The sequence below is a fragment of the Micromonospora sp. CA-248260 genome (assembly GCF_050942205.1).
Classification (GTDB): Bacteria; Actinomycetota; Actinomycetes; order Mycobacteriales; family Micromonosporaceae; genus Micromonospora; species Micromonospora antibiotica.
In genome coordinates, this window is record NZ_CP192021.1 from 5,907,410 (window position 1) to 5,921,108 (window position 13,699).

Consider the following 13,699-nt stretch of genomic DNA (forward strand, 5'->3'; position numbering starts at 1 on the left):
GTGACGGAGCGGCTGATCGTCGTCGGTGGGGACGCCGCCGGGATGGCGGCGGCCTCCCAGGCCCGTCGCCGCCGGGACGCCGACGACCTGGAGATCGTGGCGTTCGAGCGGGGACACTTCACGTCGTACTCGGCGTGCGGCATCCCGTACTGGATCAGCGGGCTGGTGCAGGAGCGGGACGCGTTGATCGCCCGCGACCCGGCCACCTTCCGCGACGACTTCGCCATCGACGTACGGCTGCGTACCGAGGTCACCGGCATCGACCTCGACCGCAGGGAGGTCACCGCCCGCCGGCTCGACGACGGCGGCGAGGTCCGCGAACCGTTCGACACCCTGATGTACGCCACCGGCTCCGTCCCGAACCTGCCCGACTGGGCGGACGACGACGTCGACGGCATCTTCGGCATCCAGACCCTGGACGACGCGGCGGCGCTGCGGGCCTGGCTGGACGCCGACCCGACGCCGACCCGGGCGGTGGTGGTCGGCGGCGGCTACATCGGGGTGGAGATGGCCGAGGCACTGATCCAACGCGGGCTCGCCGTCACCCTGGTCGAGCGGGGCGAGCAACCGATGGCCACCGTCGACGAGGACATGGCCGGCCTGGTCGCCGACGCGATGCGCGGGCTGGGCGTCGAGATCCGTACCGGTGTCACGGTCAGCGGGGTCGAGCAGCGCGACGGCCGGGTGTCCGCGGTGGTCACCTCCGCCGGCCCGGTGCCGGCCGACGTCGTGGTCCTCGGCCTGGGCGTACGCCCCAACACCGCGCTCGCCGCCGCCGCCGGCCTCCCGCTCGGCCAGACCGGCGGGGTCCGCGTCGACCGCCGGATGCGGGTCGCCGGGGTGCCCGGCGTCTGGGCGGCCGGCGACTGCGTGGAGACCCTGCACCGGGTCACCGGCCTGTCGGTGCACATCCCGCTCGGCACCCACGCCAACAAGCAGGGCCGGGTCGCCGGGATCAACATCGGCGGCGGGTACGCCACCTTCCCCGGGGTGATCGGCACCGCCGTGACGAAGGTGTGCGACCTGGAGGTGGGGCGTACCGGGCTGCGGGAGCGGGACGCCACGGCGGCCGGGTTCGAGTTCGTCTCGGTGATCGCCGAGTCGACGAACCGGGCCGGCTACTACCCGGGGGCCCAGGCGATGACGGTCAAGCTGATCGCCGAACGGCCCACCGGTCGGCTGCTCGGCGCACAGATCGTCGGCCGTTCCGAGGCGGCGAAGCGGATCGACGCGCTGGCCGTGGCGCTGTGGAACGAGATGACGGTGGACGAGATGACCGCCCTCGACCTCGGCTACGCCCCGCCGTACGCGCCGGTCTGGGACCCGGTGCTGATCGCCGCCCGCAAGGCCGTCGACGCCCTCGACCGCTGACCCGCCGCCTCCCGCCCACCCCCACCGACCACCCCGCGCCACCCTGCCCCGCCCCGCTCTGCGCCGCACCGCCGCGCAAGGCGCGCCGTACCGCTCCACCGTGCGCCGCACGCCGCACCATCGCGTCACGGTGCGTCGGCACGCGTCCCTTTGTGGAGAGTTGTTGTCGCCCCGGCGACAACAACTCTCCACAAAGCATGGTCTGCTCGGCGCATGCGGATGCCTGTCGACGACGATGCCGCCCTCGACTGGTTGATCTTCACGCAGGCCGGGGTGGTGAGCTGGGCACAGGCCACCGCCGAACTCACCCCTTCCCGGGTCCGCCACCTGCTGGCCACCGGCCGCTGGGAGCGGGTGTGCCGGGGCATCCTGCGGGTCGGCGGCGGCCCGGTGACCGTCGACCAGGCACGCTGGGTGGCGGTGCTCGCCGCCGGTGCCGACGCCGTCCTGGCCGGTCTCGCGGCGGCGCAGGCGGGGGGCCTGCGCGGACGCTGGCGGCACGAGGCGGTGGACGTGCTGATCCCGTACCAACGGCAGGCCCCCGACCTGCTGCGCCGGCTGCCGCTCGGGATGCCTGCGGTGCGGGTACGGCGGACCCGGCACCTCGGGGACGAGGACCGGCAGCGGGGGCGACCGGACCGCACCACGATGGCCCGCTCGCTGCTCGACGCCGCGCAGTGGATGCGCAGCGACGACGACGCGCAGGCGGTGCTGGCGGCCGGCTGCCAGCAACGGCGGGTGACCCCGGGTGAACTCGACGCGGTGGCCCGCCGGTTGCCGCGCCTGCGTCGGTCGACCCTGATCCGGCAGACCATCGGCGACCTGGCCGGCGGGGCGGAGGCGCTGTCCGAGATAGACCTGGTCCGGCTCTGTCGCCGGTACGGGCTACCCCGGCCCGAGTTGCAGCAACGGCGACTCGACGCCGACGGGCGGACCCGCTACCTGGACGCCTACTGGCGGCAGTGGGGGCTGCACGTCGAGGTCGACGGGGCACACCACATGGACGTCCGGCACTGGGCGGCGGACCTGCGCCGGCAGAACGGGGTGTGGATCTCCGGGGACCGGATCCTGCGGTTCACCGCCTTCGACGTCCGCCACCGCCCCGACGAGGTGGCGGCCCAACTGCGCGCGGCGCTGACCGCCGCCGGCTGGCGCCCCTGACCAGCCCCACCCGCCTCACCGCCTGCCGCCCGGCGCACCCGGTCGTCGCGCGCTTTGGGGAGAGTTGTTGTCGCCAGGGCAGCAACAACTCTCCCCGATCCGCACAATGGGCCGATGGAGATTCCGGCGGGGTTGTCGTGGGTGCGGCAGACGCCGGAGGGGCGGGAGTGGCTGGCCACGCTGGCCCGGTGGCGGGACGAGTGCGCGCGACAGTGGTCGCTGCGGCTCGGCCCGCCCTTCCCGTACGCGTTCGCCTCGCTGGCGATGCCCGCCGACCTGCCCGACGGCACCCCGGCGGTGCTGAAGTTGCAGTACCCGGACCCGGACAGCCGGCACGAGGCCGACGCGTTGGCGCACTGGGACGGCGAGGCGGCGGTCCGGCTGCTCGCCCACGACCCGCAGCGGCGGGCGCTGCTGGTGGAGCGGTGCCGGCCCGGCTCACCGCTGCACGAACTGCCCGCCGACGAGGCGGTGGACGTGGTGGCCGGCCTGCTGCCCCGGCTGTGGCGGCGGGTGGCCGGGCCGTTCATCCCGCTCGCCGAGGAGGCGACCGGCTGGCGGCACCGGCTGCCGGAGAAGTGGGACCGGGCCGGCCGGCCCTACGAGCGGCGGCTGGTCGACGCAGCGCTCGACCAGCTCGACCGGCTGGTCGACAGCCAGGGCGAGCAGGTGCTGGTCAACCAGGACCTGCACGCCGGCAACGTGCTGCGGGCCACCCGCGAGCCGTGGCTGGTGATCGACCCGAAGCCGCTGCTGGGCGAGCGGGAGTTCGCGGTGGTGCCGATCGTGCGCGGCGTCGAGCTGGGGCACTCCCCCGAGGCGGTACGGCGTCGGCTCGACCGGGTCACCGGCGCGCTCGGCCTCGACCGGGACCGGGTGGTCGGCTGGACCATCGCGCACTGCCTCGCCTGGAGCCTGGACGGCGACACGGTCTTCACCAACCAGGTCGAGGTGGCCCGCTGGCTGGTCGACGGCACGTAGGCGTCGCCCGTGCTCAGGGTTGACAGGTGGGGCACCAGTAGAGGTTGCGGCCGGCCAGCCCGCCCCGACTGACCGGGCCGCCGCAGACGTGACACGGGGCGCCGTCGCGGCGGTAGACGTACACCTCGCCGCCGTGCCGGTCGACCCGGGCGGGGCGGCCCATCGCCTCGGGCAGGTGGGCGTCGCGGACGGTGTCGATCCGGCCGCGCGTCACCGCCAGGGTCATCAGCGCCACCAGGTCGGCCCAGAGCGCCGCCCAGCCGGCCGGGGTGAGCTGCCGGCCGGGCAGCGTCGGCCGCAGGCCGGCCCGGAACAGCGCCTCGGTCACGAAGATCAGGCCGGTACCGGCGACCACCGACTGGTCGAGCAGCAGCGCGGCCAGCGGGGTCGGGCTGCGGCCGATCCGGGCGTACGCCCGGTCGGGGTCGGCGTCGGCGCGCAGCGGGTCCGGGCCGAGCCGGCCGCGCAACGCCGCCACCTCGGGCGGGGTGAGCAGTTCACAGGCGGCGGGTCCGCGCAGGTCGAGCCAGTGCCGGTCGCTGGCCAGCCGCAACCGGACCTGCCCCACCGGTACGGGCGGCTCGCCGTCGCCGTCGGTGAACCTGCCGTACAGGCCCAGGTGGACGTGCAGGGTGCGCTCGTCGGCGTGGTGGTGCAGCAGGTGCTTGCCGTACGCCTCGGTGCCGTGCAGGACGGTGCCGGAGATCAGGGCGGCACCGTCGGCGAAGCGGCCCTGCGGGCTGCTGGCGGTGACCTTGTCGCCGGCGAACAGCTCGGCGTGCCGGGCCGCCAGCCGGTGGATGGTGTGTCCCTCTGGCACGGGCACCAAGGGTAGTCAGGCGACCGGACCCCACCGACGCCGGTGCCCGCCCCAGCCCGCACCGCCCCGGCCGGCACCGCCCCAGCCCAGCCCAAGCCCAGCCCAAGCCCAGCACGGCAGGCACGGCCCAAGCCCAGCCCGACACGGCCCGACACGACACCGTCCGAGCGGCTCGGCTCGGCACGGCCCGGACCGGTCTGGTCCGGCACGACACGGTCCGGGCGGCCCGGTCCGGCGCGGTGGAGTGTGGTCGATGGACGTGCGGGGTACATCCAGGTCGTTCCCGCGTGGCGGCCACCGACCCTTCCGAGGGCTCCACGCATCGACAAGGAGGTGTGGTGGTGAACGTTCCTTCGCTCCTGCGTCGTCGTACGGCGCAGGACAGCAACGGTGACGGGGTGGTCGACGCGCGCGACGACCAGCCGGTGGTGACGGACCGGGACGCCGAGCGGGCGACGTACCGCAGCGGGTCGCTGGCCACCGACGGTGAGCGCGACGCCGACGTGGCGCGACGCAGCGCCGAGCGTGCGGACGCCACCCGGCGTGGCGTCGACGGCCGCGTCGACGCGGGCGGGTCCGACCCGGATGCGGAGCGGCGGGCGGCGGAGCGCGGCGCGCTGGCGCGGGCGGCGACCGCCCGCAGCGCCGTCGACGGCAGCCGCAGCGCCGTCGCCCGACCCGGCACGGTCGACGAGGAGCCCCGGACGCCGACCGACCCGATCCGGGTCGCCGACGCCGGCCCGGTACGCACCGCGCCGCGCCCGGTGGCCGCGGACCGCCCGACCGACCGGGACCGGACGACGCCCGACGACCGGACGGCACCCGCCGCACCGGCCGGCGTCCCCACCCGGAGCACCGACCGGGACCGGGTGGCCGCCGACGAGGTCCGCCCGGAGCCGCCGGTGGTGGCCGGTCCGAAGCCGAGGACGAGCCTGCTCGCCACCCTCGGCCTGATCGTGTCGGTGGTGGGCGCGGCGTTCGTGCTCACCGGTTCCCTGGCCGGGTACGGCATCGCGCTCGGCGCGCTCGGCGCGGTGTTCTCGGTGCTGGGCCTGATCGCGACCCGCCGTCGACACGTGGCCGGCACGACGGACGCGCTGGTCGGCGTGTTGGTCGGCCTGGCCGCGGTGGTGCTGGGCGTGCTCGCCTTCACCGGCCAGTTCGACTGGCCGACCACCGACGGCGACTGGGTGGCCCGGTTCCGGGAGTGGCTTGACTCACAGTTTGTGGACCGGTTCTGAGGGCACATTTGATCTCGCCGGCGGTTCGCCGGCGACGTTGGACCAGCCGGTTCGCCGGCACCGCCCGACCAGTCTGGTGGTTCACCAGCCGGGCACCCACTCGTTCGGGGGCAGCGGTTCGCCGCCACCGATGCGCACAGGGGCCGTCACTCCCGCCGGGGTGACGGCCCCTTCGCTGCGCGCTGCCACGCAACGGATCGCCGTCGCGGTCGGATCACACGCAACGAACCGCTGTCGTACGCAAGTCTCGGCGGTGGTTGCCGCACCCCCGGGGCACATACCGTTGAGCCACGGCGCCAGCCCGTGGGCCACGGAGGCCGGGCGCGCCCGACCCCAGGAGCAGGACAATGACGATGGACGCCACCAGCCAGCGCTTCCTGATGTGCCGGCCGACGTACTTCGCCGTCGACTACGCCATCAACCCGTGGATGGACCCGACCGCACCGGTCGACACCGCGCTGGCGATCCGGCAGTGGGAGCAGCTGCGCCGCACCTACCTCGACCTCGGCCACACCGTCGAGCTGATCGACCCGGTCGCCGGCCTGCCCGACATGGTCTTCGCCGCCAACGGTGGCACGGTCATCGGGGACCGGGCGATGGCGGTGCAGTTCCGCGACCCGCAGCGCGCCGACGAGGCCCCCGCCTACCGGGCCTGGTTCGAGGCCGCCGGCTTCGAGGTGTACGACCCGAAGCACGTCAACGAGGGCGAGGGGGACGTGCTGCTGGTCGGCGACCACCTGCTCGCCGGCACCGGGTTCCGTACCGCGCACGCCTCACACGCCCAGTTGCAGGAGGTCTTCGGTCACCCGGTGGTCACCCTGCAACTGGTCGACCCGCGCTTCTACCACCTGGACACCGCGCTGACCGTGCTCGACGAGCGGACCGTGGCGTACCTGCCGGAGGCGTTCTCCCCCGGCAGCCGGGCGGTGCTGCGCCGGCTCTTCCCGGACGCCGTCCACGCCACCATGGCCGACGCCGAGGTGCTCGGCCTCAACGCGGTCGGCGACGGCCGGCACGTGGTGCTGCCCGCCCAGGCCACCGGGCTGGCCGCCAAGCTGCGCGACCGGGGTTACCAGACCATCGGTGTCGACCTGTCCGAGCTGCGCAAGGCCGGCGGCGGACCGAAGTGCTGCACGTTGCGACTCCGTCAGGGAAAGGCGAGCCAGTGATCGAGGACATGCTGCGGACCCCGTCCGCCGTCCGGGACGCGGAGCGGTACACCGCGCACAACTACCACCCGCTGCCGGTGGTGATCTCCTCCGCCGAGGGCGCCTGGCTCACCGACGTGGACGGCCGTCGCTACCTGGACTGCCTGGCCGGCTATTCGGCGCTGAACTTCGGCCACCGGCACCCCACCCTGATCCGGGCCGCCCACGAGCAGCTCGACCGGCTCACCCTCACCAGCCGGGCGTTCATCCACGACCAGTTCGCCGACTTCTGCCGGGAGCTGGCCGCGCTCTGCGGCAAGGACCTGGTGCTGCCGATGAACACCGGCGCCGAGGCGGTGGAGACCGGCATCAAGGTGGCCCGCAAGTGGGGCTACCAGGTCAAGGGGGTCACCCCGGGGCAGGCCAACATCATCGTGGCCGACGGGAACTTCCACGGCCGGACCACCACCATCGTCAGTTTCTCCACCGACGACGACGCCCGCGCCGACTTCGGGCCGTACACGCCCGGGTTCACGGTGGTGCCCTACGGCGACCTGGCGGCGTTGGAGGCGGCGATCGACGAGAACACCGTGGCGGTGCTGCTGGAGCCGATCCAGGGCGAGCAGGGCGTGGTGCTGCCGCCGGACGGTTACCTGCCGGGCGTACGCCGGGTCTGTACCGACCGCAACGTGCTGTTCGTCGCCGACGAGATCCAGTCCGGTCTGGGTCGCACCGGGCGTACCTTCGCCTGCGAGCACGAGGGTGTCGTGCCGGACCTGTACCTGCTGGGCAAGGCGCTCGGCGGCGGCATCGTGCCGGTCTCCGCGGTGGCCGGGAACGCGGACGTGCTCGGGGTGCTCAAGCCGGGCCAGCACGGCTCGACCTTCGGCGGCAACCCGCTCGCCTGCGCGGTCGCCACCGAGGTGGTCCGGCTGCTGGCCACCGGCGACTTCCAGCGCCGCTCCACCGAGCTGGGCGAACGGCTGCGGGCCGGGCTGGAGGGGCTGCTCGGCAAGGGTCTGGTGGCGGTACGGGTGCGTGGGCTGTGGGCCGGGGTGGACATCGACCCGACGCTGATGACCGGCCGGCAGGCGTGTGAGCGGCTGATGGAGCGGGGCGTGCTCGCCAAGGACACCCACGGCTCGACGATCCGGCTGGCCCCACCGCTGGTGATCACCGCCGACGAGATCGACCACGCGGTGGCGCAGCTCGCCGCGGTGCTGGCCGGCTGAGCCGCGTACCCACGGCGGGTGTCGGGTCGACGCCCGCCGTGGCGGCACACCTTGCCGTGGCGGCCCGCCGGTCACCGTGGCGGCCCGCCGGGGCATGTGAGCCGACGACCGGCCGGTCTGCGCGACCGGCCGGTCAGGGCGACCACCGGTCAGTTGCGGGGCAGCCGCATCGCCATGGTGGGTGCCTCGGCCATCACCGAGGTCGGGGTGAACGCCGCGCCCGTGGGCAGTTCCCGGGCCCGACCGACCTGCACCCCCGGGTACAGCTCCACCATGTCCGCGCCGCCGAGCACCCGGGACTGCTTCGGTGCCAGCGGGACCCGCTCCGCCTCGGCCATCGAGCCGTTCGGCCGGATGCCGGAGCCGTTGGTGCTCACGTCGGTGACGATCACCTCGCCGACCCGCAGCTCGAACCGGACGTGTGCCCGGCTGATCCACCGTCGCGTCTCGTCGTTGAGCCACTGGCCGAGCATCACGCCACCGGGCTCCTCGGGCGCCCGGCCGACCGTCACCGGCTGGTCCTCGGTGAGGACGAAGCGGCGACGGATCAGGCCACCGATCCGGATCGCCAGCACCTCGCTGCGCGGGCGCGGCCCGGCGTCGGAGAGCCGGGCACCGTGCCGGGGGCAGGTCGGCACACCCTGCCGCAGGGCCGGCGGCGGCTGGCCGGCCGGGGCACGGTCCACCCGGGCCAGGTCGGCGAACGCCCCGCCGCCCCCACCGCCGCCGAAGAGCGCACAGCCCGGTTCCGGGCACCGCCACTGTCGGGCCAGCAACTGCCCACCGACCGGGGAACGGTCCCCCTCGACCGGGGTGTGCCCGCCGCCGACGTGCGCGACGAAGGCCGGGCCGCCGGCACCGGGCACCGGGGCGACCACCCGCCCCGGCTGCTCCACCAGCCAGGGGAACCGGCCGCGCAGGCCGTCGAAGCGGATCCGGCTGACCACCGGCAGACCGAGCAGGTCGGCCACCTCCAGCATCCGGTCACCCGGGTTGTCGAGCACCTCGACCAGGCCGTCGTCGGCCCACCGGCGGACCACCATCCGCTCGTTGGAGGTGAGGTCGGCGTCGGAGAGCAGCGCCCGGTGCACGATCGCGTAGACCGGGACGCTGTCCTCGGCCAGCTCGCGGGAGAGCGCGTCGATCACCATGCCGAGCCGCAGCAGGCTGGCCGGACGCCCGCCGTCGAGATCCTGGTAGCGGATCACCTCGGCCAGGTCCAGCACCGCTCGGGCCAGGGACGGATCGGTGCAGACCCGCCCCTCGATGGCGTCCAGCACCTTGCTGATCTCGAATCTCATCGCGCGCTCCGGAGGATCTCGTCGCTCTGCCGGGCCGCCACCGCCGGCCCGGTCGGCGTCTGCGCGCCGGCTCGGCGGTGCGCAGGCGCTGCCTTGGCACGACCCTACCGGTGGGCGGCTCAGCCCATCCGGCCCACCGCCGCCCGCAGCCGGCTCACATCCCGCCGACGCCGCTCGTAGGTGGCCGCGAGCGTGATCAACGCCAGCCCGCCGACGGCCAGGTAGATCCAGCGGGGCAGCAGGTCCCAGCCCCGGACCAGTTCGTGCAGCGCGAGCAGGACGAGGCTGCCGCCGCCGAGCACCACCGGCGCCTGCCAGCGCCGGACCGCGCCGACCAGCACCACGCCCAGCGCGGCACCGCCCAGCAGCAGCCGCCGCCAGGGCTGCGGGTCCGCCGCCACCAGCACCGACACCAGACTGGGCAGCAGAGCGGCGGCGAGCCCGGGGCCGAGGGCCAGCCAACTGGTCAACCCGGGCCGGCTCCGCAGCGCCAGCAGGCCGGCCACCAACGTCAGCCCGGCCACCGGCAGGGTGTACGCCTCCAGCAGCACCACCTCGCCGCTGATCAGCAGCAGCCACGCGCCGAGCAGTTCACTGCCACCGGCCACCGCCCCGAAGACCCACCGCTGGCCGGCCGACTGACCCGGGTACAGCACCCGCAGCGCCACGGCGGCCCCCCAGAGCACGCAGATCACCGCCGCGTGTCGGATCGCACCGACGGTGAGCAGCAGGGCGAGCACGGCCACCGCCTGCGCGGCGGCCTCCAACGCCCGTACGGTGAGCGACCCGCGCCGGGCCAGCAGGGGTGCGCCGAGCAGCACCGCCACCGCCACCACGAGCACCGGGAACCCGGCCGTCCGGGTCGGCAGGCCGGCGGCCAGGGGCGCGGTCAACGCGAAGGAGGTGGCCGCCGCGACCGTGGTCAGGCAGCCGAGCAGCCGTACTCCGGGCCGCCTGCCGACCGCACCGATCACCGCCGTCACGATCACCAGCAGGGCCAGCGCGGCCAACGTACCGGCCCGGGTGGCGAGCAGCCCGACCAGGCCGAAGAACGTCCACAGCAGACCGATCGGGGCGGTGACCGGCACCAGCAGTTCCCCGCCACGCCGGTGGCCCACCGGCGGTCCACCCGCTGTCGGTGCCGCGCCGGAACCGGGCCCACCCGGGACAGCCGCAGGCGGGGTGGCCGTGGCAGCGGGGGCAGTCCGAACCGGGCCGGCGAGCGCGGCGGTGAGCAGCGCCGCGCTGCCGACGAGCAGGACCACCGCCGGCACCACCGGCCAGGGTGCGGGGCCGACGAGCAGCAGCACGGGCAGCGCCGCCGCCCCGAACGGCAGCGCGGCCACGGCCGACCCGGACCGGCGGCCGGTGTACCGGTGGACGAGCAGCGCGGCGGTGAGGGCGAGGACCAGCAGCGCCACACCGACCGCCGGGGCACCCGACGCGCCGTCCCCGGTCGGCACCCCCGACCAGGGTCGGACCGGGTCACCGTAGGGGGCGACCAACGCGGTGAGGGTCAGCGGAGCGGCGGCGACCAGGGCCAGCCCGGCCAGGCCGACGCCGACCACCCGGCCGGTCGTCACCGCAGCGGTACGCCGTTCGGCCAGCACCAGCATGCCGAGCGCCGCCGCGGCATAGAGGGCCAACGACTCCCCACCCGGTACGACGGTCGGCGTGACCACGGCGGCCAGCGCCACGGCGAGCGCGGTGCCGGCGTACCCGTCGAGGTCGGGACGGCGGCGACGGAGCGCGAGCAGCGGGACCAGCAGCAGCACGGCGGCGGCGAACCCGACCCGCAGCTGCCACCAGGCCGGCGACCCGGCGGCCCGCAGCGCGACCGCAGCGCCGGCCGGCACGGTGAGCAGGGCGACCGTCAGGGCGACCCCGGCGACCCGGGCCGCGACGGCGTTCGCCGGGCGGGGGGGCAGCGCCACCGCCAGCCCGACGACCAGTACCACCCCGAGTGCCGCCAGCAGCCCCACCGGTTCTGCCGCCGCCACCAGCAGGCCGTGCCCGAGCAGCACGGCGGCACCGGCCGCGCCGACCAGCACCGTCGCGGCACGACGGCACCGCAGCACCGCCACCGGCAGCAGTGCCGCCCCGACGACCAGGTCGACCGCGAGGGTGGCCGGCCACGGCGTGGTGGTCACCGCCGGTAGCGCGGCGGCGGTGACCACCACGCCCAGCAGTACGGTCACCGGACGGGCCGTCCTCGACAGCAGCAGGAGGCCGGCGCCGACGGTGAGCAGGGCGGTGAGCGGGAGCTGCCAGCCCCACGGGAGATCGGGACCCGCGGCGGCCCCCTGCAAGGCGGGCAGCGACCGGCCCACCGCGAGCGCCGCGAGGGAACCGGTGGCGAGCACGGTGACCTGGGCCGCACCGGCCGCCACCAGCAGCGCGCCGACCCGGGGGCCGGTGCGGTGCCGCTGCGGCAGCAGCCGGACGCCGCCGGCCAGAGCGGCCGCCACCAGGCCGACGGCGAGCAGCAGGAACCCGGCCCGCAGCTCGGCCACCGGCCGCAGCATCGCGACGGCGAGCAACGGCACCAGCAGCCCGGTGGTGAGCTGGCGGAACACCCCGGCACCCGCGACCCGGGCCGCACCGGCCAGGACCAGGCCGACGAGCAGCATCGGCAGGCCGGCCAGCAGCGGCTGACCGCCGGCCCGGCCGAGCACCAGCGGCACCAGCGCGCAGCTCGCGGCGACCGTCGTCGCGGCACCGAAGCCGAGCCAACCGAGCACCCGGCCAGCGAGCACAGCGGTGGAACCGGGCGGTCCGGCGACCGGCCCCCGCCGGCCGCCGGTCCCCCGTCCGCCGGGACGGTGGTGGCGCCCGACCCCCCGGCGGGCACCACCACCGCTTCCCCGGGACCCGCAGCGGCCGGAGCCGCCCCGGGTGGCACCGCTCCGGCCAGTGGCGGAGCGGCGGGATCAGGCCCGGCCGGCACCGGGCGGTTCGCTGCCGACCCGGTGACCGCCGGGACCGGGCCGGTCGGAACCGGGCCGGTCGGAACGGCGAGCGGGGCCGGGCCGGTCGGAACGGCGAGCGGAACCGGGCCGGTCGGGACGGCGAGCGGGGCCGGCGAGCGGCGGCGCAGCGCGACCACCACCGCGAGGTCGAGCAGCGCCACCCCGAGGAACGTCAGCGTCCAACCGGTGGCCCCGGGCCGGGACTGCGCCACCGCCAGCGGCAGCACCGGCTGGACGACGAACAGCGCCGCGAACCACGGCACGGTGAGCCGGCTGAGCAGGGCGTACCCGGTGGCGACCGCCGCGCTGAGCCCGGTGACCAGGGCGGCGTACCGGGTGCCCGACCAGTCGGCGGTGCCGAGCAGGTTCACCGACCAGGCGGCGTACCCGTCGAGGACCACCAGCAGCAGACCCACCGCCGCGAACGTCTCGGCGGTGCCGCGCAGGCCGCGCCACTTCGCCACCAGCGGCACCGCCAGGGCGAGCGCGGTGAACCCGGCCAGGATCAGCGCCCGGCCCGCCACCCCCACCGCCGCCCAGGCGACCGCGGTGAAGACCACCGCCGCCGTGCCCAGCAGCAGGCCACCGAGGACGAACAGCAGCCACTGGATCGTCCGGGTCGAGGTCTCCGGGCGGCCCGGCGTACCCACGGGTGGGGGTCCGAACCCGGCGGGCGGCACGGACCCGCCGGACCCGACGACACCGCCGGGACGCACCGGGACCACCGGGCGCGCGGCCGGGACGACCGGGTGGCCTGCCGGACGAACAGCCGGCGGGACGGGACGTCCGGCCGGCGCGGGTACGCGGACCGCCGCACCGACCGGGACCGGCGCGGGGATCTCCCGGCGGATCCGGGCCGCCAGTTCCGCCCGCTGGCGCTGCGCCGCGAGCAGGCGCGCGCCGAGCCCCTGGTACGCCTCCCGGGCCCGCTCCACCTCCCGGCCGAGCGAAACGATCTCCCGGTCCAGCCGGACCACCTCGGCGGCGGGCGGGTACGGCCCGAACCCGCAACCGACGCACCCGCGGGTCAGTTCGGCGGGCGCACCGCAGCGGGGGCAGGGGTAACCGGTGTTCTGCACCCGGCCATCCTGCCGGTGGGCGGCAACCCCTGGCCAGAGTGCCCGTACCTAGGTACGGGTGTTCTCGTGCACCCAGAGCGCGTACGCCGGGTCGCCGCTGTCCACCCGGGTGACCAGGATCTCGGGCACCTCGTAGGGATGGTTGGCCCGGATCTGGCCGACCAGCGCGGTGGCCCGGTCCGGGGCGGTCTTGAACTGCACCGACCATTCGGTGCTGGTCTCCACCCCGGCCCGCCACCAGTACGTGCTGTCGACCTGGCCGCCGACCTGGGCGCAGGCGGCCAGCCGCCCGGCCACCGCGGCAGCCGCCATCAGGTCCGCGACGGAGCGCGAGTCCACCACCGTCGTCACCACGCAGATCTGGTCCACCTGCGCACCCTACGTGGGATCGGCGGC

The 13,699-nt window shown here is 75.7% G+C and carries 11 protein-coding genes; 7 read left to right on the plus strand and 4 right to left on the minus strand.

What is annotated here, in order from left to right; translation table 11 throughout:
* The 3 genes from ACQP2H_RS25460 (at position 1) to ACQP2H_RS25470 (ending at position 3,513) form a co-directional block, all read left to right on the plus strand.
* Positions 1-1,371 carry an FAD-dependent oxidoreductase gene (locus ACQP2H_RS25460; RefSeq protein WP_357535041.1) on the plus strand — a complete coding sequence of 457 codons (1,371 nt, stop codon included), beginning with the start codon at positions 1-3 and terminating at the stop codon, positions 1,369-1,371.
* Positions 1,372-1,584: 213 nt separating this feature from the next.
* A complete protein-coding gene (locus ACQP2H_RS25465) occupies positions 1,585-2,532 on the plus strand; it encodes a hypothetical protein (RefSeq protein WP_433229155.1) in 948 nt (315 codons plus the stop codon).
* A gap of 114 nt (positions 2,533-2,646) precedes the next feature.
* On the plus strand, positions 2,647-3,513 hold the full coding sequence (locus ACQP2H_RS25470) for an aminoglycoside phosphotransferase family protein (RefSeq protein WP_357535045.1): 867 nt from the start codon (positions 2,647-2,649) through the stop codon (positions 3,511-3,513).
* Between the two features lie 13 nt (positions 3,514-3,526).
* On the opposite strand, the gene ACQP2H_RS25475 is transcribed toward ACQP2H_RS25470, so the two are convergent.
* Positions 3,527-4,333 carry an Fpg/Nei family DNA glycosylase gene (locus ACQP2H_RS25475; RefSeq protein WP_433229157.1) on the minus strand — a complete coding sequence of 269 codons (807 nt, stop codon included), beginning with the start codon at positions 4,331-4,333 and terminating at the stop codon, positions 3,527-3,529.
* Positions 4,334-4,671: 338 nt separating this feature from the next.
* Here ACQP2H_RS25475 and ACQP2H_RS25480 point away from each other — a divergent pair, with 338 nt between their 5' ends.
* From ACQP2H_RS25480 to rocD, 3 genes are all read left to right on the plus strand, one after another.
* On the plus strand, positions 4,672-5,574 hold the full coding sequence (locus ACQP2H_RS25480) for a thrombospondin (protein ID WP_433229159.1): 903 nt from the start codon (positions 4,672-4,674) through the stop codon (positions 5,572-5,574).
* 353 nt (positions 5,575-5,927) lie between these two features.
* Positions 5,928-6,743 (plus strand): dimethylargininase, encoded by an 816-nt coding sequence (gene ddaH, locus ACQP2H_RS25485; RefSeq protein WP_208568495.1) that lies wholly within the window; start codon positions 5,928-5,930, stop codon positions 6,741-6,743.
* Positions 6,740-7,954, plus strand: a complete 1,215-nt coding sequence (rocD, locus tag ACQP2H_RS25490; RefSeq protein ID WP_357535051.1) for an ornithine--oxo-acid transaminase — start codon at positions 6,740-6,742, stop codon at positions 7,952-7,954. Before ddaH ends, rocD begins: the two co-directional genes overlap by 4 nt.
* 149 nt (positions 7,955-8,103) lie before the next feature.
* On the opposite strand, the gene ACQP2H_RS25495 is transcribed toward rocD, so the two are convergent.
* Both ACQP2H_RS25495 and ACQP2H_RS25500 read right to left on the minus strand, forming a co-directional pair.
* Positions 8,104-9,255: an FHA domain-containing protein gene (locus ACQP2H_RS25495; RefSeq protein WP_219464486.1), complete on the minus strand. Its 1,152-nt coding sequence runs from the start codon at positions 9,253-9,255 to the stop codon at positions 8,104-8,106.
* Between the two features lie 119 nt (positions 9,256-9,374).
* Positions 9,375-12,011 (minus strand): SCO7613 C-terminal domain-containing membrane protein, encoded by a 2,637-nt coding sequence (locus tag ACQP2H_RS25500; RefSeq protein WP_433229161.1) that lies wholly within the window; start codon positions 12,009-12,011, stop codon positions 9,375-9,377.
* Positions 12,012-12,410: 399 nt separating this feature from the next.
* Here ACQP2H_RS25500 and ACQP2H_RS25505 point away from each other — a divergent pair, with 399 nt between their 5' ends.
* Positions 12,411-13,289 carry a hypothetical protein gene (locus tag ACQP2H_RS25505; protein ID WP_433229163.1) on the plus strand — a complete coding sequence of 293 codons (879 nt, stop codon included), beginning with the start codon at positions 12,411-12,413 and terminating at the stop codon, positions 13,287-13,289.
* Between the two features lie 62 nt (positions 13,290-13,351).
* On the opposite strand, the gene cutA is transcribed toward ACQP2H_RS25505, so the two are convergent.
* Positions 13,352-13,672, minus strand: coding sequence for a divalent-cation tolerance protein CutA (gene cutA, locus ACQP2H_RS25510; RefSeq protein ID WP_208568358.1), 321 nt, complete (start codon positions 13,670-13,672; stop codon positions 13,352-13,354).
* Positions 13,673-13,699 lie beyond the last annotated feature (27 nt).

Bases quoted from the DNA above. Each gene is read 5' to 3' on its own strand.
- ACQP2H_RS25465 (WP_433229155.1), top strand. From the start codon at position 1,585: ATGCGGATGCCTGTCGACGACGATGCCGCCCTCGACTGGTTGATCTTC.
- ACQP2H_RS25470 (WP_357535045.1), top strand. From the start codon at position 2,647: ATGGAGATTCCGGCGGGGTTGTCGTGGGTGCGGCAGACGCCGGAGGGG.
- ddaH (WP_208568495.1), top strand. From the start codon at position 5,928: ATGGACGCCACCAGCCAGCGCTTCCTGATGTGCCGGCCGACGTACTTC.
- ACQP2H_RS25495 (WP_219464486.1), bottom strand. From the start codon at position 9,255: ATGAGATTCGAGATCAGCAAGGTGCTGGACGCCATCGAGGGGCGGGTC.